At 38.1% G+C, this 22126-nt stretch carries 21 protein-coding genes and 1 other RNA gene; 6 read left to right on the plus strand and 16 right to left on the minus strand.

Annotated features, from left to right (window positions below):
* Nucleotides 1-45: 45 nt before the first annotated feature.
* The 6 genes from B9T30_RS00775 to B9T30_RS00800 all read right to left on the minus strand — a co-directional run bounded on the left by B9T30_RS00775 (nt 46) and on the right by B9T30_RS00800 (nt 5476).
* Nucleotides 46-525 carry a hypothetical protein gene (locus B9T30_RS00775; protein WP_086183342.1) on the minus strand — a complete coding sequence of 160 codons (480 nt, stop codon included), beginning with the start codon at nt 523-525 and terminating at the stop codon, nt 46-48.
* A 163-nt stretch (nt 526-688) separates the two neighbouring features.
* On the minus strand, nt 689-2569 hold the full coding sequence (locus tag B9T30_RS00780; protein WP_086183343.1) for an ATP-binding protein: 1881 nt from the start codon (nt 2567-2569) through the stop codon (nt 689-691).
* On the minus strand, nt 2566-3249 hold the full coding sequence (locus tag B9T30_RS00785; RefSeq protein WP_086183344.1) for a response regulator: 684 nt from the start codon (nt 3247-3249) through the stop codon (nt 2566-2568). The genes B9T30_RS00780 and B9T30_RS00785 overlap by 4 nt, the downstream gene beginning before the upstream one ends.
* Nucleotides 3250-3484: 235 nt before the next feature.
* Entirely contained in the window at nt 3485-4261 is a 777-nt protein-coding gene (locus tag B9T30_RS00790; protein ID WP_086183345.1) for a glutathione S-transferase N-terminal domain-containing protein, read from the minus strand.
* A 25-nt stretch (nt 4262-4286) separates the two neighbouring features.
* Nucleotides 4287-4799, minus strand: coding sequence for a ribonuclease E activity regulator RraA (gene rraA / locus B9T30_RS00795; protein ID WP_086164022.1), 513 nt, complete (start codon nt 4797-4799; stop codon nt 4287-4289).
* An 11-nt stretch (nt 4800-4810) separates the two neighbouring features.
* Nucleotides 4811-5476, minus strand: a complete 666-nt coding sequence (locus B9T30_RS00800) for a nucleoside-diphosphate sugar epimerase (protein ID WP_086183346.1) — start codon at nt 5474-5476, stop codon at nt 4811-4813.
* 215 nt (nt 5477-5691) lie between these two features.
* On the opposite strand from B9T30_RS00800, the gene rpsT reads away from it, so the two are divergent.
* Nucleotides 5692-5958, plus strand: a complete 267-nt coding sequence (gene rpsT, locus B9T30_RS00805) for a 30S ribosomal protein S20 (RefSeq protein WP_053580135.1) — start codon at nt 5692-5694, stop codon at nt 5956-5958.
* A 117-nt stretch (nt 5959-6075) separates the two neighbouring features.
* Here rpsT and B9T30_RS00810 read toward each other — a convergent pair whose 3' ends face one another.
* From B9T30_RS00810 to B9T30_RS00820, 3 genes are all read right to left on the minus strand, one after another.
* The gene (locus B9T30_RS00810; RefSeq protein WP_086183347.1) at nt 6076-8967 is read right to left on the minus strand and encodes a M66 family metalloprotease; all 2892 of its coding nucleotides are present in this window, start codon (nt 8965-8967) and stop codon (nt 6076-6078) included.
* A gap of 373 nt (nt 8968-9340) precedes the next feature.
* Complete coding sequence (locus B9T30_RS00815; RefSeq protein ID WP_086183348.1) at nt 9341-10078, minus strand: histidine phosphatase family protein; 738 nt, start codon at nt 10076-10078, stop codon at nt 9341-9343.
* Nucleotides 10079-10132: 54 nt separating this feature from the next.
* Nucleotides 10133-10987, minus strand: coding sequence for a 3'(2'),5'-bisphosphate nucleotidase CysQ (locus tag B9T30_RS00820; RefSeq protein WP_086183349.1), 855 nt, complete (start codon nt 10985-10987; stop codon nt 10133-10135).
* Nucleotides 10988-11000: 13 nt separating this feature from the next.
* On the opposite strand from B9T30_RS00820, the gene B9T30_RS00825 reads away from it, so the two are divergent.
* The 4 genes from B9T30_RS00825 to B9T30_RS00840 all read left to right on the plus strand — a co-directional run bounded on the left by B9T30_RS00825 (nt 11001) and on the right by B9T30_RS00840 (nt 13990).
* Nucleotides 11001-11687 (plus strand): HAD-IA family hydrolase, encoded by a 687-nt coding sequence (locus B9T30_RS00825; RefSeq protein WP_086183350.1) that lies wholly within the window; start codon nt 11001-11003, stop codon nt 11685-11687.
* Nucleotides 11680-12120, plus strand: a complete 441-nt coding sequence (locus B9T30_RS00830) for an RNA-binding S4 domain-containing protein (protein ID WP_086183351.1) — start codon at nt 11680-11682, stop codon at nt 12118-12120. The genes B9T30_RS00825 and B9T30_RS00830 overlap by 8 nt, the downstream gene beginning before the upstream one ends.
* Before the next feature lie 144 nt (nt 12121-12264).
* On the plus strand, nt 12265-13308 hold the full coding sequence (gene recA, locus B9T30_RS00835) for a recombinase RecA (RefSeq protein ID WP_086183352.1): 1044 nt from the start codon (nt 12265-12267) through the stop codon (nt 13306-13308).
* Nucleotides 13309-13393: 85 nt separating this feature from the next.
* Entirely contained in the window at nt 13394-13990 is a 597-nt protein-coding gene (locus B9T30_RS00840) for a regulatory protein RecX (RefSeq protein ID WP_086183353.1), read from the plus strand.
* Nucleotides 13991-14030: 40 nt separating this feature from the next.
* Here B9T30_RS00840 and ffs read toward each other — a convergent pair.
* Nucleotides 14031-14127: signal recognition particle sRNA small type (gene ffs / locus B9T30_RS00845), an RNA gene on the minus strand.
* Between the two features lie 294 nt (nt 14128-14421).
* Here ffs and B9T30_RS00850 point away from each other — a divergent pair.
* Nucleotides 14422-15255, plus strand: coding sequence for a YbgF trimerization domain-containing protein (locus B9T30_RS00850; protein ID WP_086183354.1), 834 nt, complete (start codon nt 14422-14424; stop codon nt 15253-15255).
* 55 nt (nt 15256-15310) lie between these two features.
* On the opposite strand, the gene lpxA is transcribed toward B9T30_RS00850, so the two are convergent.
* From lpxA to rseP, 6 genes are read right to left on the minus strand one after another with little or no spacing between them, the layout of a single operon-like run.
* Nucleotides 15311-16099, minus strand: a complete 789-nt coding sequence (gene lpxA / locus B9T30_RS00855) for an acyl-ACP--UDP-N-acetylglucosamine O-acyltransferase (protein WP_004651735.1) — start codon at nt 16097-16099, stop codon at nt 15311-15313.
* Nucleotides 16096-16581 carry a 3-hydroxyacyl-ACP dehydratase FabZ gene (gene fabZ, locus B9T30_RS00860; protein ID WP_086183700.1) on the minus strand — a complete coding sequence of 162 codons (486 nt, stop codon included), beginning with the start codon at nt 16579-16581 and terminating at the stop codon, nt 16096-16098. The genes lpxA and fabZ overlap by 4 nt, the downstream gene beginning before the upstream one ends.
* A gap of 6 nt (nt 16582-16587) precedes the next feature.
* On the minus strand, nt 16588-17655 hold the full coding sequence (gene lpxD / locus B9T30_RS00865) for a UDP-3-O-(3-hydroxymyristoyl)glucosamine N-acyltransferase (protein WP_086183355.1): 1068 nt from the start codon (nt 17653-17655) through the stop codon (nt 16588-16590).
* A 3-nt stretch (nt 17656-17658) separates the two neighbouring features.
* A complete protein-coding gene (locus B9T30_RS00870; RefSeq protein ID WP_086183356.1) occupies nt 17659-18156 on the minus strand; it encodes an OmpH family outer membrane protein in 498 nt (165 codons plus the stop codon).
* Nucleotides 18157-18191: 35 nt separating this feature from the next.
* Nucleotides 18192-20726, minus strand: coding sequence for an outer membrane protein assembly factor BamA (gene bamA, locus B9T30_RS00875; RefSeq protein WP_086183357.1), 2535 nt, complete (start codon nt 20724-20726; stop codon nt 18192-18194).
* Between the two features lie 41 nt (nt 20727-20767).
* Complete coding sequence (gene rseP, locus B9T30_RS00880; RefSeq protein WP_086183358.1) at nt 20768-22123, minus strand: RIP metalloprotease RseP; 1356 nt, start codon at nt 22121-22123, stop codon at nt 20768-20770.
* Nucleotides 22124-22126: the final 3 nt, after the last annotated feature.

Below are 22126 nucleotides of genomic sequence, written 5' to 3' on the forward strand. Positions count from 1 at the left end.
GGGGAAATTAGATTTCCCCTTTTTATACTCTAGAATAATTAAAGTTTATTTTTTAGAAAAATCAAAAGCAAAATAACTTACAAATTTTAATTTTTTACCAATTCTATAATGGGATGTTGCTAAATAAATACGGGAATCTATTTGCACCATTTCATCATGATAGCGTCTAACCCAATTTGGATTAGCAGATAAATCATGATTAATAATTAAAACATCCTGATCACTAAAAAGTGATTTTCCGATATGGGCATTAAATTGATACCTTTGAGTTTCTATTTTTCCAATTCCTAATCGATTAAGACCAGTTAACTCTCCCGTAGCTAAAATATTGAATACTTTACCTCGCCAAAGGTTTAAACGCTCAAACCAAGCGGGTTTAATCACAATACCTTTTGCACTACCATTTAAAGATTCAATCTTGGGACATCTGCCTGTTTTAAATAGCTGATTCAACTCTTTAATATTAAAACGTTTTAAATCATTAAGTTCCTGAATATTAGTATGTAATTTTATATTATTATTCATTATTTCCCTTCGCCCCCTAGCCAGCGTATTTACTTTTTAAAATCTAGAATTATATTTTTTCTTTTACATAAAGCACTGAATAGCCCATATTTTAAAAGCTATGAATATTTTATTTTTCCAATCATACCCCATATGTCACAGGGTTAATTTCAGCAACCTGAAATCATTTAAGCTGAACAATCGCTTGTATTATGGTACATCCAGTAACAGACGACAATTTAAGCCCAGCATTGATTCGCTCTAAACGCATTTTCATACTGCGCATACCAATACTTAACCCTTGTTGTTCCACACAATTAGTATCAAAACCAACGCCATCATCTTGCACAAGTAAACTTAATTCATTTTCTAAAATATAAACCATCGATACTGTTACATTTTTTGCCTGACTATGCTTAACAATATTGGTTAAACTTTCCTCTAACACACGAATCAAGGTTAAACATTGCAAGGCCGTGGGAACTGCTTGCCACTCACGAGGAAAAGTCCATTTAGATGAGATCTCTAGTTCATCCATCAGCTGACTAAAACGGTGTCTTACTGGAGCAACCCACATAATTGGACTGACTGGAATCTTATTATCTACAGATGATCCACTATCAATAATTTGCCTTAAATCATCTCTGAGTAATTTAAGCATCGATAAAAATTGCTTATTTGGAATATTGTGTGCGCTTTGATCGACTAAAATCATGGAACGAACCAATGAAGAACCTAATCCATCATGTAGATCATGTGATAAGCGTATTCTTTCTTGTAACCTTACATTTTCAATTTCCAACTGATGTTTTTCATTTAAGCTTGAACTTAAATCATCACTTACTTGCTTAACCTTAACTTCTAATTCTGCATTAAATGCTTCTACTTTTTTTATATTGCGAACCAACCTCAACCCCAATATCATCACCACAAAGAAAGTAATAATCGGGGCACTATACGGCAATAAAGATTGGGTGTTGGACATGGATTCCGATGATAATAATATAATATCCAGTACAGCAAAAATAACGATTCCTGTTAGGCTAATCGCTAAAAAAACATACTCCATTTTTCTCAATTTAACGGCTTGATAGCTTAAATACAAATAAGTGATAAAAAACAAACTGACATAACTTAAAAATATCAGTGGGAAAATAAAACGAACAGCGTGTGGTGGAGTCAGAAAGATACCGATGATGATAAACACAGTCATCAGAGCAATCGCTCTTTCCATTTTAACGAAATGTGTTTGGATAAATCTGAGTAAATAAATACAAAAACTCAAGATATACAAAATAAAAAAAACTAAATTGGCTTGGGTTGCTCTTAGACTGTTTGAGTAGGGCCATGTTTCTGTAATAAGCACATTAGAAATAAATAACACCCATAACAATGAACTTAATGCGAACCAGCCAAAGGTTGTTTCTTTGGGTCTTAACAACCAAATAACAAAACAGATAATGCCAAAAGTAATGGATAAAATAATATTAATTTCAAATAAAGTTCTAGAATTCCATATTTTTGTTTGATGCAGCTGATAATTTTTTTGCACATTATTAAAGGAAATTGCGCCCAACCCCGCAGATTGAAAAGCATGACCATTTACATAGATCAAAATTTCATTTTGATCAGACCTTAATCCTGATGCAGGTAAGATCCAATAACGTGGCATGTTCCAACTTTTTGATAACGGTTCTTGCAGGTTTTGGTCTTGCCAAAGTAAATCACCATTTAAAAAAATGGCCCCCGCAGAATTAATATAATCAACTGCAAACGCAATGGGTTCCGCAAGCCTTGTATTCTCTTGGCATAATAATTTCCACTGAATTTTATACCAAGCACTTCCGCTATAATCTTGCCAATGCTTCGCCCAATTATCTGGTAATTGTACCGACTGCCATCCATACTTAGGTAAAACCAACTGTGAAGGTGTTTTTACGGCAGAGATAGCGTTTATATGCACTGAGCATTGGCTATTAACACTTTGTTTTATTTCTGCATAACTGATTCTGCTGACTAAACATAGCAAAAAAAGAATAAAACAATGTAAAACAGAAGGCTTCATAAAATCCCTAAGGATCTCGCGGTACTCACAGCCTTCGTTCTTTTCGTGACCGATAATTTTCGATAAATATGTTTAATGTGACTTTCAACCGTATATTTAGAGACAAACAACTGTTCTGCTATTTCTTTATTGCTCATCCCTTGCGCCACCAAATCAAGGATTTCTGTCTCACGATTGGTTAAAAGTGCGACTTCAGAATCCGAAGACTTATCACCCTTTGATCTTGTAATGACAGAAGCTGAGATCTGCTTTAAAATTTCTTGTGCAATAAAAGGGTCTATAGGCGCGCCACCACGCAAAATACTTCGTATAGATAACAAAACCTCAGCATCATCACGTTCTTTCAAAACATAACCTGTTGCACCCGCCTTGATTGCTGAAAATAAACTTTCTTGGGTACTCCATGCTGAAATTACTAAAATAAGGGCGCTACTATCTTGCGCACGCAGCTTTTCGATCAATTCGATCCCATTTCCATCAGGCAGTCCTAAATCAACCAATGCCAAGGAAATATGCTGCTGTTCGATGTGTAAAAATGCTTCTTTCAGATTCTTAGCAAAAATGAGTCCATCATTGTCATAACCCAATTCTGCCAAGATCTTCCTTAATCGTTCTTGAATGAGATCTTCATCCTCAACAATTAAAACAGGTACAGGTAAAATCGTTTCTAATCCTGACACAAACTATCCCCTTTTATGACCACTCAATATAACGACAAATACAATGAAAAGCATATCCCTGAAAGCAAGGAGTTTTACTGACCATTAAAATTATATTGCAGTCTTTCTAAGCGTTATCATTTCAATTTAGCACGATAAAATAAAAAGTTTGAGGGGGTGAGTCCATGTATTCATAGACCAATCACGCTGTAAAGAAACAACGAAATACGCTGTTTCTTTATTTCAAACTGATCATTCAACCATATTGTTTTTCTAAATATTTCACAATTTTTGCAGACTCAAACATCTTCACATCTGTATTGGGATCGACCAAATACGGAACCTGAATATCACGCCCCATAATTTCGATCACCTTTTCACGTTTACCACCTTTTAACGGTTGATATTTTCCAGGTTTTAAACGTAATACTGCTGGCCCCATATCTTGCCAGCGCTCTTTGGGCACATTATGAAACTTAAAAGGTAATTCCAGTTCAGTTAATACACCACGTACAACTCGAGTAAATGGACTCGCTTCAAAACCCCATAATTCTAAAAGTTGCTCAGGTGCTTCCCGATCAATAATTTTTTGATTAATCCATACCCCACGTGCGCCATTGATCAAAGTACCCGCAAAGGCAACGACAGGATATTTAGGATAGTCTGAATATTTTTTTGGCGTCTTACCACTTTTGCCGTAATGCTTAAATAGGTAATCGATAATGTCTTTCGACTCATACATCTCGACCCCTGTGTTTTCATCAATTAAAAATGGAAAGCGTAATTTCCCACCTTTTTCTTTGACAATTTTACGATATTTCGCTCCACCTTTTGGACATGGATAAACCTCGTAATCTAAATTTAATAAGGTCAATACTTCCCGTACACGGCGACAAAATGGTGAACCTTCAAACTCATAAAGTTTAAGTGATTTTTCAGGCTGCTTGGGAAAAGCTGTGCCACTCACGCCACGTCCACCTGCGGTCAATGCTGAAGCTAAAGCTTGTACAACTTTAAGTTGATGATTCACCATTTTTATCCTTATTTAATAATTTTCGTTATAAATCGACTAGTTTTTCTTTTGCAATCACGATTCCATTGTTATCTGCATAAAGATAATCACCAGAATTGATGGTCACGCCACCAAAATACAAAGTTAAATCTACTTCGCCAATGCCTTTACGATTACTTTTTTGAGGAATGGCAGCCAATGCATGCACACCCAAATCTAATTCAGCAATCGCATCAACATCGCGTACACAGCCATAAATCACTACACCATTCCAGTGATTTTTAACGGCTGACTCTGCAATCATATCCCCCATTAAAGCACAGCGCATTGAAGCACCACCATCGACCACAAGCACTTTACCTGTACCATCCGTTGCCAATAGTTCTTTAACACGTGAATTGTCTTCAAAGCATTTTACCGTCACCACCTGACCGCCAAAACTTTTACGCGCCCCATAACTTTTAAAGCATTTACCATCCATCGATGGTGTGACCACTTGAAAGTCTTTCTCTGGATGATCATCCAATAAATCGCAAGTTACGAATGCTACATTAGACACTTTTATCTCCCTTATTTGCACGTTTGTATGCGTAAATTATCATAAATTTCAAACTTATCCGTTTGAGTTCGCGCTGCATCGACCATAGTATGAGCCACTTGTTCTGCTGTCACTGGCTTATATTTGAATGTATTAGGCACCAAATGCGAAAATTTTCGATATAACTTCTGAGTCATATCCTCCAAAGCGCGTTGTTCTTGACGTTCACCTAATAACAGTGAAGGACGTAAGATGGACACACATTTAAGATTTAAACTTTGGATATGATTTTCTAGTTCACCCTTCACCTTATTATAGAAAATTTTTGACTGCGCATTTGCACCCATCGCACTAATGAGTAAGTAATGAGTATCTGTCGTTTCAAATAAATCGGCAAAATGGGCATTCATTTCATAATCGACGTTATAAAAATTTTGCTTAGATCCTGCTTTTTTCAGCGTTGTTCCCAAACAACTAAATGCATGACTATAACCATTCGCATCTTCATCGTTCAACAATAGAAAATCATCTAAAATAAATTGTTGTACTTTTTTTAAAGATTTAAGCTCTATATCTTCATGTCGAACAATGGCTGTAATTTTCTCACAACTCTCAATCTGATTAAGTTGTTTTAGCAGTTCCCGCCCCACTAAACCTGTTGCTCCAATTACAATTACACTTTTAATTGATTTAGTCATTTTTTAAACAATCTCTAGAGGTTATTACTAATCTAACGGTTTCTTTGGAATTTTTATGCATCTAAAATGTTGTCAAAGCAAGTCAAGACTTGACTTAACGTCATAGTTTAATCACAATATGGCACTTGTTTACGGGCTGGTGATAATTCTTCTGATGAAGGTTTTCAGTTGCAATTTCAGCCCGCCCAGACCAATCTATTTCAAGGAGTGCACGAGTGGCAAACTCTGCTCAAGCTAAAAAACGTGCCCGTCAAAACGTTAAAGCACGCAAACACAACGCTAGCTTACGTTCAATGGTTCGTACTTATTTAAAACGTACAGTAGCTGCTATTGCTGCTGGTGACTATGCTGTTGCTTCAGAAGCATACAAAACTGCTGTACCAGTAATCGACCGTATGGCTGATAAAGGCATCATCCATAAAAACAAAGCTGCTCGTCATAAGAGCCGTTTAAATGCACAAATTAAAGCTTTAGCTAACTAATTTATGCATATGAAAGAAGCCCTATATAGGGCTTTTTTTGTGTCTATTCATTATTCATATCATAAAAATAAGCCCTATATAGGGCTTATTTTATTCACTCAACAATTTACAGTATGACTATTTTGCTAAAATTTTCGATACCAACGGTAAATTTTTACCATTCGACATCGCTAAAATTAGACTATGACTTTGTGGAACAATACTCCATTTCTGGTTATTACCACCCCCACAACCATACATGATAATTTCACCGCGCCCATCAGCACTTGGTGTATGACCACCACTCAAGTCTAAACAACTATTCCCTTGACGCAGTTGTTGTGTATCACCATTTACAGTGGCTTGCCACATTTGACCCTGTACATCATTACTACATGAAGACAGTGTTGTAGCGTTGGTTAAGCATAAGTTTGGATATTGTTGACTGTGAATTTTACCAATTGCATCATGCACCCATAACGTCGATGCTTCACCTGTACAACCATTTTTCCCACTCATATAAACATTCAATATTCCAGTATCAAGTTTCTCGACTTTAAGACAGCTATTGCCCATTTTTGGCATAACTAACATGCTTGCATTGGCAAGTGGAATATCATTCTTCAAACCAAGACTGTCAACAAATTTATGAAACTCGTCTAATGCTTCAGTATTACCATTACTGAGGTCGTTATAATAAACATTCACCCAACGATTCAAACGGTAAATTTTAATTTGTTGCTGGGTATAACGTACCATTTCAGTTTGAGCATCTGGAGAGAACTCATCTTTAAAGCGACGATAAGAATCATAAAATAGTCTAAATGTCGGCGATAAATTAACGATTTCCTTGCCCTTATTTTGCACAAATGCTTGATCCAGTTCTGGCATTTCAACACGTTTTAAAGCGGAATAACCATCTTCCTGACCAATACTCACATACGGTGACATAAGGTCTGCACTGACAGGAATCGCGATACTTGAAAGTTTAAGCGCTTGCTCATTGGCTTTTTGACAATATAAATCAACTACTTGAGGTTGCTCACTTTGTGCTAAATTAATATGGAATTTATTAACACTATTGCCTTGCATACGATTAGGTGCCAATGCAATATTTTGCACACCATTGGCAGATTGCACCTTTAACCAGCAACTCGCAGCTGTACCGACCGTATTGGCTTGCGGCAAATCAAACACATTCCCCCAGTTACCACGTGCCGCAGGATAAATTAAACCCGACTGATTGACGGGATCATATCCACCCACAATGGTATATACAGGTACACTAAATAAACGCGGCTTTAGATAATTTCCATCCGCACTGTTATACCAAACATTACTCGATTTCGTCGGTACTTTAGGCTGCGACACTTCCATCATTCGCGTTATTTTATTCCACTTTTTATAACCCGTCGCAGAGTCTTCGGCCCAAACATCACGATCAAATGCAGGCTGAATTTTTTGTTGCGTACTGTATCCAGTATAGTGGGTATAACGTGAAATCGAGCTGGCTGTCGCACCACCCGACATGGCATCCCAACCATATGCATATTTACCGAGGAAGTTTGGCACACCATTTGTACCATCACCTAAATTGGTGGTTCTCCAATTTAAATTTCCGCGCATTTTATTTCTAAAGGCAATATAACCCCAACCACTATCGGCATGATGTGCGGCCCAGAAATAATTTCCATCTTTTTCACCTGGATAGTGCCCTAAACCATAATGATGGCCAATCTCATGACTAAACTCATTCCCAACTGAATCATATAAAGTCAAAATACCATTACCACCACTTAGCCCATGACTTTGTACACCATTGCTATAATTACCACTCGCATGATGAATAACAACACTTTGGGTTACTTGTGGTTGTTCCTGACTCTGCATAGATGAGCTGGTTATGCCCCAGTTTGCAAGGTTAATGCCCGTACTAAAGGTAGATTTAGCGGTATTTTCACGCATGTCACCACTATACACATCACCCGTGGTTGCACTCGCTGAGTTATAAATAACACCACTTGCCACCATTACTTTGTCAAGCTTCATATCCTCATATTTACTGACAATCATGCGTGCTGCTGGAATGGTCTGGAAATAATCCGTGCCTGCTTTTTCAGGTTCTAGCAACATGTAATGACCAGCTGATTTCGGTGGCTCAGTTAACAAACCCAGTCGGATACTTTGAACCACCAACTCTCCCGGTGCTGCAAAATCAATGTCTTCTGAGCGTAAATCACCACTTTTTTCGTTTGCAGGATCAACAATGCGAATAGATAAACCCGGACGCACCTCAGTCCACTTTAATGCCGCTGACCACGCACGTTTTGAAAATTGTACTTGTGGTCGATCATCTGCATTAGACTGATCTGATAAAGAAATACGAGATGGCTCTTTAAGTCGAATCGTCCTAATCAACTGATTATTAAAATATATTTCAGCATTTAATTTTTCAGGATCACCCATTTCAACAGTGGGTGTCACCAGAAGCAAAGCATCTTTTTCAGTGGTTAATCGTGGTAAAAATTTCGATTCATTATTATTAGGATTAACCACATGACTTTGTGCAAATTGCACCATAGCCGAAAAACTACCATTTAAGTCATTTCTGATTTGGCGAACAAGTCCAAATTTATCAAAATCAAAAAAACCGATAATAGAATTATCCATGATATTTTTTTTAGGTTCTGGATATTTTGAAACAATTGGTGGCTGTGTATCCCCACCCTCTGGCGTTTCTGGTGTACCACCATCTGGGGTTTCTGGTGTACCACCGTCTGGTGTTTCTGGCGTACTACCGTCTGGGGTTTCTGGTGTACCACCTTCTGGGGTTTCTGGTGTACCACCGTCTGGGGTTTCTGGTGTACCACCTTCTGGGGTTTCTGGTGTGCCATCCCCTGGAAGTTCATTTGTTCCATCCCCTGGAACTTTATTTGAAACCTCTCCTTCAGAACTACCAGAACCCCCACCACATGCCATAAGCATTATAGATAAAGTACACACAGTTAAATATTTAAACCGTAGTTGCATCACATTCCCACCCCAATAGCACCATAACCTCTCCAAAAAGAAGAATTATGTGATCATATTAAAACTATATTAATCAATAACTTACAAAATAAATAATATATTAAAACAACAAGAGTAACCATTATAAAATATGTAAAATACCGCGCCAAATACCTGTATTTATTTGATTTATGTTTGATTTTTTTAATAAAACGAGAGCCTGTTAGAACATTTATTTATATGAAATATGTGAATTTATAAATGATTTAAAAAAGTTCGTGTATATAACACTCACTTCAATTTAGTTATTATTGCTACAGATCAAATATTTATAATTTATTAAAAACTTGCTTTATAATTTTTTAGGTCCATGAATTTTTTATGCATATCTATTTTATTTTTCTAAATTTTGAAACTCACGTATTGACAACTCATTCAATTCACCACGCCAAATCCATTTCAGTTTCGATTCCAAAAACTCATCGCCTTCAAACCAGACAAACAGACCTTCCATCATTCTAGGCCAGTCTTCCTGACTAACGGTATTACGCCCAGAAATCACTGCGATGATTGCTGCTAAAATCGTATCGTGACTCACTGCCAAACTTAAACCAAAATTATCTTGTGGATGCGTGTTATAAATCAGTTCCAATACATCAACCACGCCAGAAATTGGATGTTTCATGCCCGGCAACGCATTTTTCACAAAACTATTAATAAAACCCAATGCACCCTGTTTTCGAAAATAAGGTCCAGCCTGCTTAATATCCAGTACAAAACTTCCCGGTTCGACCAACAAGCCTTGCTCGACAATCTCAATACAATGGGTGTTTTGCGCAAGTGTACTGGAATCAGCACCTTGAATCATTAAAGCGGCGGTATCGACACAGCGTTGTATCGGACTTGAAATACAGTGCTGAATACTTCGGTCTGTATGATCAATTAAATAAGTTCCCCACGCCTGCGCCAAGTCACGACCTTGCGAGGTTAACTGTAAATCATAGCCAGCCAAACCCTGCCCAGCCACTACTTCACGAATAGAATGACGAGTAAATAAAGTGACAGGTGTTTTTGCATCAGGCAATAAATCAATTGCCTTCAACATACTTGCAGGGAGCAGCTCTAACGCCATGATCCAGCCAAAATAAACATGGTTCGGCACACTATAGCATGTTAAATCATCAGCTCAAGGTCTGTTTGCCATAAGTTCTAGGGCTTGAAATGCCAATTCTTTCATATCAATATTACGAAATGCAATAAAGCCACCATTTAACAAGCTATCCCGTTGATTATATAAAAAAGGACGGCCTTTTAAATCAACCACTCCACCACCTATACGCTCAACCAGACATTGACCCGCACTGGTATCCCATTCACTAGTAGGATGAAACCGTGGATAAATATCGACTTTGCCTTCAAGGATCATACAAAATTTATAAGCACTGCCTGCTTTAAACTCCGCAATGCTTACTCTTTGTTTTAATATTTCTAAGTATTCAGCATATTTAGGTTTATCTTGACTACTCTGACTTAAACCAATTCGAATCTCTGTCGATGGCTGATCTTCCACATATTCCTGCCATAGACCCGTTTGAATCTCAAATTTTAAAGGCAAACCTTGTTTTGGGCAGATATAAATCGCTTGCTCACCGGGAATGGCCAATATAGCAAAAGTGGTATGCGCACCCTCCACCAAACTTAAGTTAATTGTAAATTCAGGTCTCTTATGCAGAAATTCTTTCGTACCATCTAAAGGATCAAGCAACCAAAAGCTTGGCCACTGCTTACGTTCTGTATTATCCCCTTCTTCTGACAATACTGGGATATCTGAGAAATTTTCCTGCAATGCTGTCGTGATAAATTCATTCACCCGATAATCCGCTTGGGTTACAGGTGAATTATCACTTTTTCTCTCAACATCAAAGGCGACACCTGCACAATATGCTTGATATTCTGCTCGCAAAATTTCACATGCCTGTGTCACAATGGGAACCAACTGTAAAATCAAAGCATCTTGTGGTGCTGTTGTTGTTTTAAACATAGATTACCTTTATATGTCGAATTACTCAGAAAAACCGACCATCATCTTCGATATGGACGGTACGCTCCTTGATCTTGCTTATGATGATTTCATTTGGAATCATCAACTTCCACTTCGATATGCTGCCACACATGGTTGCACATTGGAACAAAGCACCCAAGCCCTATTTCAGTTTTATCAAGAACATAATCATACCCTAAATTGGTATTCGACCCGTTTTTGGAGCTCAAAAGTAGCTGTCGACACCCTTGCATTGCAACAAGAATTTAAACACAACGTTGCTTTACGTGCAGGCTGTTTGGAATTACTCGATTATTTAAAATCAAATGGTTATTCCTGCTGGATTGCAACCAATGCCGATTGTGAGGGTTTAAAGTTTAAACTTGAACAAACCCAAATAGCCCATTATTTTGATGTGATTATCAGCAGCGAAAGTATCGGCTATGCCAAAGAATATCCCGAATTTTGGCAACAGCTACACGCACTACATCCCTTCCAAATCAATCAAGCCTATTTTATTGATGACACAGAAAAAGTTCTTAATGGAGCAGAAAAATTTGGTCTTCAGCATTTGATTACCATTGCGCAGCCCTCATCTAAAGGACAGATAAGATCTGAAAGCCCTTATCCGATTTTAAATCATTTAACTGACTTCATTGCAATATTGGAACAAGCTGAGGATCTGAAAAAATATGCCTAATCTCTCTCAACAAAACAACGTTGAAAGTATGCGTGTTGATAAATGGCTTTGGGTTGCACGTTTTTTTAAAACACGCTCAATCTCGAAGGCTGCCATTGAAGGTGGTAAGGTTCACCATAATAGTGAACGTGTTAAAGTATCGAAAGAAGTTCGTGTTGGCATGGAACTGACCATTCAACAAGGTTTCGACCGAAAAACCATTATGATCAAAGCATTGTCAGCTATACGCGGTGCAGCACCAATTGCACAACAACTTTATGCAGAAACAGAAGTCAGTATTGCGCGACGAGAGTTGCTTGCAACACAAAGAAAGTTGCATAATCTAGCCCGACCTGAACATCGACCGAGTAAAAAAGATCGACGACAAATCAGTAAATTTAAACAAGACAATAATCAGCAGTCTGACCAAAGCTGGTCTTATAATGATGATTAATTTAAGCGTCATATTCTGTCGCACTAGACAGAATTGATATAGAACATAAAGAATAGATCTGTCACTATACTTGAGTGGAACACGTTTAAAAGTAACTCATCCACTTAAGTTAATATTTTTGTGACATCGTTTTGAGGTTGTGAGATGGATGATAATAAAAGTAAGGCGCTTAATGCTGCCCTAAGCCAGATTGAAAAACAATTTGGTAAAAATACCGTAATGCGTCTAGGTGATAATACCGTATTGGCCGTTGAAGCGGTCTCTACAGGCTCTTTAACACTAGACATTGCGCTCGGTATTGGTGGCTTACCGAAAGGTCGTATCGTCGAAATTTACGGTCCTGAATCTTCTGGTAAAACCACAATGACATTGCAAGCCATTGCACAATGTCAAAAAGCGGGTGGTACTTGTGCTTTCATCGATGCAGAACATGCACTCGATCCTCAGTATGCGCGTAAGCTGGGTGTCGACCTTGACAACCTATTGGTTTCTCAACCGGACCACGGTGAGCAAGCCCTTGAAATTGCAGATATGTTAGTCCGCTCTGGTGCTGTTGACATGATCGTTGTCGATTCCGTGGCTGCACTGACACCTCGCGCTGAAATTGAAGGTGAAATGGGCGACTCACACATGGGCTTACAAGCACGTTTGATGAGTCAGGCATTACGTAAAATTACTGGTAATGCAAAACGCTCAAATTGCATGGTCATCTTCATTAACCAAATCCGTATGAAGATTGGTGTAATGTTTGGTAGCCCTGAAACCACAACTGGCGGTAATGCACTCAAATTCTACGCTTCTGTACGTTTGGATATCCGTCGTATTGGTCAAGTGAAAGAAGGCGATGAAATTGTCGGTTCAGAAACCCGCGTTAAAGTCGTGAAAAATAAAATGGCACCTCCTTTTAAGGAAGCATTGTTCCAAATTTTATATGGCAAGGGTGTGAATCAACTGGGTGAACTGGTTGATCTTGCTGTTGCACAAGAACTGGTACAAAAAGCGGGTGCTTGGTATTCATATCAAGGCAATAAAATCGGTCAAGGTAAAAATAATGTGATTCGCCATTTAGAGGAAAACCCTCAAATTGCACAAGAACTTGATCGTCTTATTCGTGAAAAATTGTTGACACCAACGACCACACCTATTGAAGAAAAAGATGAAGTAGAACCAGACTTTCTAGATGCTTAAAACAGAAATTTGTTTTCAAGCTATATAAGTCTTAAACTGTAAAACGCCCTACGGGGCGTTTTTTATTTGATGTGATCGATACACTATGAGCAATTCAAAATTTCCGACAATGCTTGATTATGATGTACTCAAGCAGCAATTTGATGACTCAACAGAGTCGACCTCTCCTACCACTCCACCTGAATCATTAGAAGCGTTGAACTTTGACGATGAGCAACAGCCTAAAGCACAAGGGCTTACAGGCTCGCGTTTGCGCTCCTATGCCTTTGCTGTACTGACACGTCGGGAATACTCAAAAGCAGAACTGATTGAGAAACTGGCCTTATATGCGATGGATCGAGATGAAGTTTTAAAACTGGTTGATGAGCTAGCAACACAAAACTATCAGAGTGACCAACGTGTTGCCGAAATGATGCTGTCGAGTCAAAAACGCAAAGGTAAAGGACCTAATCGCATTAAGCTGGCTTTAAAATCAAAAAAAATTGATAGCAGTTTAATTCAAGAGGAATTAAAAGAAACCGATTGGAACGAACAAGCGTATCAACTGAAAGTAAAGAAGTTTGGTTTAACTGTAGAAAAAGAAGCAAAACTTAAAGCAAAACAAATTCGCTTTTTAATGTATCGAGGATTTGAAATGGAGACAATTATTAAAGCAATTACGAGACTAGAAAATGATATTTAACAGAAGGGATTAACGTTATTATTATATAAACTGGTGGCAACCCCACTAGCAAAACTTCGGCACATCATAGTTCTGTTACCGTTGCTACCTTCCGGTCCTGGCGGGGTTCACAGAGTACAATTGCGAAGCCACCAGCGGGGCTACCATTGCAAGAACAGAGTATAGAGATTTTTATTTAACTTGCAAGCGTTCAAGCAACTTTTATAAGCGTATTGCTTTCATTTGCTTATTAAAAAAACAATCTTGATTAAAAACAGTATTTTTGTATATTTTTTATCAATGTAATCACTTACTTTAAAACTACGACAAGATTGTAAATGTATATTGCATTTCATAGCATGGACGTTTTTAATGTCGTCAGGTCTTTTAAATAGGTACGCTCTAAAGTCAGGAATTTAGAATGTGCCCAAAAATACGAAATGGATATTTTTATGATGCTCAAACAGCATGCTTTATGCGCACTGGTCTTATTTAGCTCAGCCTCACTTTATGCCAATATTCCAATTGAATCCCGTGGATTAAGTCAGAATAACAACGAGACTAGCGCAAATAATGCTGCCATTAATTTAGGTGCAACTACAGCAAATGTGCCGACCAATCTGAATTGGCAAATCATGCAAAAAAATCAACAATTAGAAAATGATATTCGTACACTACGTGGCAAAATTGAAGAACAAGGCAATGAAATTGAACAGCTTAAACATGAATTAACCAATCGCTACACAGACTTAGATCAGCGACTAGAACTATTACAACAAAAAACTGATCCTGAAAGTGCGACTCCAGCGGAGGATAACCAACAGGATACTCCTCCCAGTACCTCCAACACACCAACCCCAATAGCAGCGACAACAAACACTCAAGCACCTGTTGTGAGCACACAACCTCCTTCTACTGCTGATTTAGATAAAGCCGCTTATACCGTGGCTTTAGATGCCTACAAACAAGGTGGTGCTAAAAAAGCAATTACTCCAATGCAAAACTTCATCAAAAACAATCCCAACAGTGTCTATATTAGCAATGCTTATTTTTGGCTCGCTGAATTTAATTTAGCCATTGAACCGACCAATTACACTGAAGCGAAAAAGAATTACAATATTGTCGTCAATCAATATCCTAATTCAGCAAAAGCGGCACGAGCACTCTATCAACTTCACAATATTGCCAAAGATGTAGATCGCAATACAACACTTGCCAACCAACTCAAAAGCAAGCTTGTTAAAAATTATCCAAAATCAGAAGAAGCAGGTTATTTTAAGAAATAAAATCAAAAAAAAAGACACCTCATTAGGTGTCTTTTTTATGCAACGCAAGATTGAATTAACGAACAATGCCACGCTTAGATTGCTCTAGAGAATCAATCAGTAACTGTACTTCAGGAACTTCAGGTAATATTTCCGTACGAATCTGCTGAATCGCTTGCTCAGTGGTTAAACCATCTTTATAAATCAATTTAAATGCTTGGCGTAATGCCTGAATAACGTTCTTAGACCAACCTTTACGACGCATACCTTCTACATTCATCGCGAAGGCATGTGCTGGGTTACCCGAGACCATCACATAAGCAGGCACATCTTTTAAAATTAACGAAGCACCACCAATCATACTGTAAGAATCAATTTTACAGAATTGGTGAATACCTGAATTTCCGCCAACCACTACATAATCACCAATATGTACATGACCAGCAATACCAGCATTATTGGCAAAAATATTATGATCGCCAATTACACAGTCATGGGCAATATGAGTATTTACCATCAATAAGTTATAACTACCGATTTTAGTCAAACTTTGATCTTGAACCGTACCACGATGCAAACTGCAATGTTCACGAATTGAATTGTGATCGCCAATTTCAAGCCAAGTTTCTTCGCCAGCATATTTTAAATCCTGACAAACTTCACCCACACTCGCAAATTGGAATATTTCATTATTTTTCCCAATCCGAGTAAAGCCACCTATAACGACATGTGAATGTAGTTTGGTGCCCTCAGCAATAGTGACCTGTGGCCCAATAATACAATAGGGACCAATTTGCACATCTGAAGCAATGACTGCTGATGAGTCAATAATAGCTGTTGGGTGAATTAAATCGTTATTACTCATGCCTGCTCTATTTTTTGATGCGAAACCATAATTTCCGCAGTAGTTGCTACAATACCATCGACTGTGGCGATACAATTATATTTGTAAATACCACGTTTGTGCATCACCAACTCAGATTTTAAAACCAGTTGATCACCCGCAACAACTTGTTTCTTAAAGCGGACCTTTTCTGCGCCAGCAAAAAGAAACAAAGAGCCTTCACTTGGTTTTTCATTATTCATAATAAAACCAAGTATACCAGAGACTTGAGCTAATGCCTCAACAATCAATACACCAGGCATAATTGGATAGCCTGGGAAATGTCCCTGTAAAAACTCTTCGTTGATTGAAACGTTCTTATAACCCACAATAGCATTATCAGTCACATCAACAACACGATCGACCAATAAAAATGGATAGCGGTGAGGTAAATATTCACGAATTTGTTGAATGTGCATTGGCAATTCAGGCTTCGTAAATGCAGGAGTATTCGACTCAGTCATCATATTCTATTTACGCTTAAAAGTTGATTCAAGGGACTCGATTTGAGTCTGTATATGATCAAGCCGTTTTAGCAATTGGGTCAATGGCACATCTGCTAATTGTTTAAAGCGTACAGCAGCGCGTTTCCAATGTAAACTTTCCAACATTGGCGTACCAGAAGAATAGCTACCAGATTCAGAAATACTTTTTGTGACCATTGACATAGCTGTAATTGTTACATTATCTGCAATATTAATATGACCAACCACACCTACCCCACCAGCAAGCACACAGTTTTTGCCAATTGTAGTACTACCTGCAACACCACATTTTGCAGCCAGAGCTGTATTTGCACCAATCTTCACATTATGCGCAATTTGCACAAGGTTATCAATAATGACACCATCTTCCAAAATTGTGTCGTCTAATGCACCACGATCAATACTACAATTTGATCCAATTCTGACATCATGACCAATTTTGACTGAACCTAATTGTGCAATCCGATGCCACTTACCTTGATAAGGTGCAAAGCCAAAACCTTCACTACCAATCACACTATTGGCATGAATACGGACGCGATTGCCTATTTTAGTTTCGCCTGTGACTGTTACGTGCGAATCGATAAAACATTGTTTACCAATTTCGACATCATCATCAATTTTGACATGTGATTGAACAACCGTTTCATCACCAATCACACAGTGTTCGCCAATTACTACATAATGCCCAATGTAGGCACTATCAGCAATTATGGCAGAGGGATGAATTTTGGCTGTGCTTTCAATACCCTGCTGTGTATGTTTTTTCTCAAACACATGGGTCAGAATAGCAAAAGCCAGATAAGGATTATCAACCACAATAAAGTTATTATGGCTATCTAGCTGCGCTTTTAAAGCTGACGTAACAATTAACGCACCTGCTTTTGAAGCACGTGCGTGATCTAAGTATTTATCTGCATTTACAAATGCAATATGTTTTGCTTGGGCAGCATCTAAGCTTGCCAGCCCTTCTAATATTAAATCAAATTGACCGATACACTCGCCTTGTACAAGGCGAGCCAGATCTTCTAAGCGCAATTGTCTAGGATTCATTGATTACTTAATAACATTGACCTTTTGAATCATTTTATCAGTTAAATCATATTTAGCGTCATAGGCAAGCGCTGAATTTTTATTTAAAACAACATCTAAGTTGTTTTCTTTACGCAATTGTTCAGCAACTTGTTTCACTCGACCATCCAAAGTCTTATTCATCACCTGAATTGAAGACTGAACCGTCGTCTGCAAGCCCTGTTGAATTGAATTAAACTCTTTCAGTTTTGTTTGGTACTGAGTCATCATCTTTTGCTTTTCAGCTTCAGATAAATTTGGGTTTTGTTGAGCGCGTTGTTGAATACCCTCCAACTCCTTACCCAATTGCTCAAGTTTTGTCGTTTGCGGATTCACAGTCTGCTGTAAAGAAGCATTTTGCTGCTTTAAATAAGTACTATTTTCAACCACTTTTTCTAAATCAACAACGCCATAAGCCGCTGCATGAACAACTGAAGTACTGGCCAATCCAGCAACAAGTAGACTCATTAATATTTTATTCATTTTAATATCCTTCTTAAACCTTTACAGGATCGTACTTAGAAAGTACGACCGATTTCAAACTGGATATTTTTAGTTTCATCACCCGGTTTATCATTCAATGGGTATGCATAACTGAGTGAAAGTGGACCAATCATGGTAATCCATGTAAAGCCAACACCTACGCTATAACGCATGTTTTCAGCATCAAAACCAAAGTTATCTTCACAATATTTTTTAGCACTCACACCCGGATCAGTTGGTGTACCAGCTAAATACAACGTTCCACTTGGAATATTACATTGCGTATCAAACACTTGTGCACCTTCAGCAAAAAGTACTGGTCGAACTTGACGTGTCCAATCCCCTTTAAATGGTAAAGGCAATGCGAGTTCCGCACCAAATTGTATTAATGCATTACCACCCACTTCTTCAGGATTATTATCCATTAGACGTGACTCATTATTCGTTACACCTGGATACTTTGGACCTAAAGTGCTGTTGTCGTAACCTCGAACCGAACCAAAGCCACCTGCATAGAAGTTTTTATAGAAGGGCAAATCATTACCATAACCCAACTTACCATAACCACGCAGTACAAACTCATAAGGTAAGGGTAAGAAGGCTTGGGCATCATATGTCAATTTCTGGTATTCAACATCACTACCTGGTAAAGCAATTTCCCCATTCACACGATGCGACATACCACTGGTTGGGAATACAGGACGGTTTAACGTGTTATATGACCAACCTAAATTAAGATTGTAAGTTAAAAAATCAGATTTGAATTCATTGTCAAAGTCAACTTGTTGTCCATTACATCTACTACCTGTAATCAAGGTCGGATTACTCGCATCTTCATATAGATATTCAATGTTACCAACACAAACATCAGTTGCCTTACCAGTTGCCTTACCACCATTTGCCAACAAGTAATCGCGTACATAGGTTGACACATATGGCCCTGTCGTAACATCGGTTTGGTCAATATTCAGACCCGCACTGATACTTTGGTTTTCATCAATTGGATAACCAAACGTAATACCACCACCAAAACTGTCCGTCACATAATTGTTAACGTTATAGTCATCATTTAACTTGGTTTTACGGTAGTACATATTATAACCACGACGTACACCATCAATGGTGAAGTATGGATCTGTCACACTTAAATTATAATAATCTTGAGTTTCTGAACGCGATAAATCAATCGCGACACTATTACCTGTACCCAAGAAATTGGTTTGACTTAAGCCCGCTTGGAACGTTACACCACCGCTTTGTGAGAAACCAACAGCAAGTGTACTTGTACCTGAGTGTTGTTCTTCAACATTGATATTTAAATCAACCTGATCTGACACATTCGGAATACGCGCTGGCTTAATATCAACCGTTTTAAAGAAACCTGTACGCTCTAAACGAACTTTAGACAAGTCAATTTTTTCATTGCTTGCCAATGCACCTTCCATTTGGCGCATTTCACGACGTAAAACTTCATCGGCTGTTTTCGTATTACCCATAAAATTAATACGACGCACAGTCACCTGTTGCCCCGGATTAATGTAATAGTTCAAATCAACCAGTTTTGTTTCTTTATTAATTTCAGGAACCATATTTACTTCAGCATAGTAATAACCTGCATTACCATACTTACGAAGTAAAAGTTGTTTGACTGCATTTACTTTTTCTTGAGAATAAGTCTCGCCATCTTTATAAATTTTTAGGGCTTTTAATTCTTCTGGCTTATAAAGTGCATCGCCTAAAAACTTAGTTTCACCAAACTTAAATTGCTCACCTTCTTCTACAGCAACTTCAACAAAAATATTCTTTTTATCTTCACTCAAGTTCAAATTTGAATTGGTAATATTAAAATTGATATAACCTTTATTTAAATATAATGCGCGTAAAGCTTCTAGGCTGGCTGCCATTTTTTCTCGTGCATAGCGGTCGTTACGCGTAACAATTGAACTCCAACCACTCTCTTTTACAGCAAAGGCCTGCTTAATTTCGCTTTCTTGAAAAACAGTATTACCAATAATATTAATATCAACAACTTTAGCAGCTTTACCTTCCACAAAATCAACGGTTAAATCGACACGATTATTCGGTCTAGCTGTGGTAACAACTTTAACATCAGCATCATAACGACCTTGCTGCATATACTGTTGTTCAAGTTCTGTCTCAATAGTTTGCAGGGCAGATTTTTTCAAAACCTCACCTTCTGCAATACCCATTTTTTTCAGCCCTTCTTCTAGCGCTTCTTTAGGTATGAGCTTATTACCTTTAAACTCAACTTTTGAAATGAGTGGGCGTTCAACCACTGTAAAAATGAGCGCATCCGCTTCTTGAGATGCTTTAATATCATCAAACAAGCCCGTGGCATATAAAGCACGAATCGCATTTGCAATGGTTGTATCATTGACACGATCACCAGCATTGACAGGCAACATCCCATAGACATTGGTTGGCGTTAAACGAACAAGCCCGTTAATTTTTATATCGCGGACAATGAATTCATCTGCTGCATATACTTGTTGTACTGCTGCCATTGCACTGATGAGTGCCAAAGGCATAAATAAATGTGTGTGCTGCATGCCTGTCTTTTCCGATGTTAATTTATTTCGTATCCACGTTCTTATAAACGCATGAAGTCATTGAATAATGCAAGGAGCATCATACTCCCAAGCAGTACCATACCAATTTTCAAACCAACCAATTGTATTTGTTCAGAAACAGGTTTACCACGGATCAGCTCAATAAAATAGTAAACTAAATGTCCACCATCAAGCATGGGTATAGGCAATAAATTTAAAATTCCTAAACTTACACTCATTAAAGCCATGAATGAGATAAAGGTCTGCCAACCCATTTCTGCACTCTGTCCTGCAACCTTAGCAATCGTAATAGGCCCAGATAAATTATCCAAACCAATTAAACCACGGACCATTTTGACAATCGAGTTCAAAATCATACCTGATATTTGACCCGTTTTATCAACCGCCATGACAAAAGCTTCAGCTGGACTATATTGAATCGTTTGTTTGTATTCTGCAGGTATAGTTATTTTTCCGGGTATACTTTGTACACCAAGCACACCAGAAACATTCCCCATATTATCACGCTTCGCTTGTGGCATGATTTGCAAATGTACCAATTGATTTTGACGCAACACATCAATTTTCAATAATTTTTCCGGTGCAGCCTGAACAGTTTGAACGACATCAAACCAATCATTCATTTTCACACCATCAATCGCAATAATTTTATCGCCTTCTTTCATCCCTTGACGAATGGCAGCACCATCTGCGCTCAGTTTAGTGGCAATAGCAGCAATAGGTGGACGATATGGCATAAAGCCAAGACTATCTAATGCAGACTGACTTTGATCCTTTAAAAAGTTTTGAATCGGCAATTTAAACGTTTGTATTTGACCATTACGATCAGCTTGAACTTCGATTGAACCTGTTTCACCGACCCGATCCACCAACGCAAAATTTAACTTTTCCCACGTTGTGACTGGCGTACCATCCACTGCCGTAATTTTATCACCAACATTCAGTTGAACTGTAGCAGCAGGTGTATTCGGTAACACTTTACCAACACGAGTATTGAGTTGCTCTTGAGAGGGTAAAAATAAAATCCAAAATAAAACCACGGCAAAAGCCAAATTAATCAGCGGCCCCGCAGCAACAATTGCGATTCTCTTCCAAGGATGTTGTCGATTAAATGCCTTCGGCAAATCTTCTTCGGCAACATTACCTTCGCGTTCATCCAACATTTTGACATAGCCACCAAATGGTAATGCCGAAAGCTGATATTGAATGCCAGACTTTTTAGATGTCCACTTCAATAAAGTTGGACCAAAACCAATCGAATAGACTAAAACTTTGACACCGAGTTTACGTGCAACAATATAATGTCCAAACTCATGAATCGCAATCAGCGGCCCGAGCAGAAAGATTGCAGCCACAATAATAAACAAGGCACTCATGTT

Origin of the sequence: Acinetobacter sp. ANC 4973 (assembly GCF_002135275.1) — a bacterium.
GTDB classification, from domain to species: Bacteria; Pseudomonadota; Gammaproteobacteria; order Pseudomonadales; family Moraxellaceae; genus Acinetobacter; species Acinetobacter kyonggiensis.

Bases quoted from the DNA above. Each gene is read 5' to 3' on its own strand.
- B9T30_RS00775 (WP_086183342.1), bottom strand. From the start codon at position 525: ATGAATAATAATATAAAATTACATACTAATATTCAGGAACTTAATGAT.
- B9T30_RS00780 (WP_086183343.1), bottom strand. From the start codon at position 2,569: ATGAAGCCTTCTGTTTTACATTGTTTTATTCTTTTTTTGCTATGTTTA.
- B9T30_RS00790 (WP_086183345.1), bottom strand. From the start codon at position 4,261: ATGGTGAATCATCAACTTAAAGTTGTACAAGCTTTAGCTTCAGCATTG.
- B9T30_RS00800 (WP_086183346.1), bottom strand. From the start codon at position 5,476: ATGACTAAATCAATTAAAAGTGTAATTGTAATTGGAGCAACAGGTTTA.
- B9T30_RS00810 (WP_086183347.1), bottom strand. From the start codon at position 8,967: ATGCAACTACGGTTTAAATATTTAACTGTGTGTACTTTATCTATAATG.
- B9T30_RS00815 (WP_086183348.1), bottom strand. From the start codon at position 10,078: ATGGCGTTAGAGCTGCTCCCTGCAAGTATGTTGAAGGCAATTGATTTA.
- B9T30_RS00820 (WP_086183349.1), bottom strand. From the start codon at position 10,987: ATGTTTAAAACAACAACAGCACCACAAGATGCTTTGATTTTACAGTTG.
- B9T30_RS00825 (WP_086183350.1), top strand. From the start codon at position 11,001: ATGTCGAATTACTCAGAAAAACCGACCATCATCTTCGATATGGACGGT.
- B9T30_RS00830 (WP_086183351.1), top strand. From the start codon at position 11,680: ATGCCTAATCTCTCTCAACAAAACAACGTTGAAAGTATGCGTGTTGAT.
- recA (WP_086183352.1), top strand. From the start codon at position 12,265: ATGGATGATAATAAAAGTAAGGCGCTTAATGCTGCCCTAAGCCAGATT.
- B9T30_RS00840 (WP_086183353.1), top strand. From the start codon at position 13,394: ATGAGCAATTCAAAATTTCCGACAATGCTTGATTATGATGTACTCAAG.
- B9T30_RS00850 (WP_086183354.1), top strand. From the start codon at position 14,422: ATGATGCTCAAACAGCATGCTTTATGCGCACTGGTCTTATTTAGCTCA.
- lpxA (WP_004651735.1), bottom strand. From the start codon at position 16,099: ATGAGTAATAACGATTTAATTCACCCAACAGCTATTATTGACTCATCA.
- fabZ (WP_086183700.1), bottom strand. From the start codon at position 16,581: ATGACTGAGTCGAATACTCCTGCATTTACGAAGCCTGAATTGCCAATG.
- lpxD (WP_086183355.1), bottom strand. From the start codon at position 17,655: ATGAATCCTAGACAATTGCGCTTAGAAGATCTGGCTCGCCTTGTACAA.
- B9T30_RS00870 (WP_086183356.1), bottom strand. From the start codon at position 18,156: ATGAATAAAATATTAATGAGTCTACTTGTTGCTGGATTGGCCAGTACT.
- bamA (WP_086183357.1), bottom strand. From the start codon at position 20,726: ATGCAGCACACACATTTATTTATGCCTTTGGCACTCATCAGTGCAATG.
- rseP (WP_086183358.1), bottom strand. From the start codon at position 22,123: ATGAGTGCCTTGTTTATTATTGTGGCTGCAATCTTTCTGCTCGGGCCG.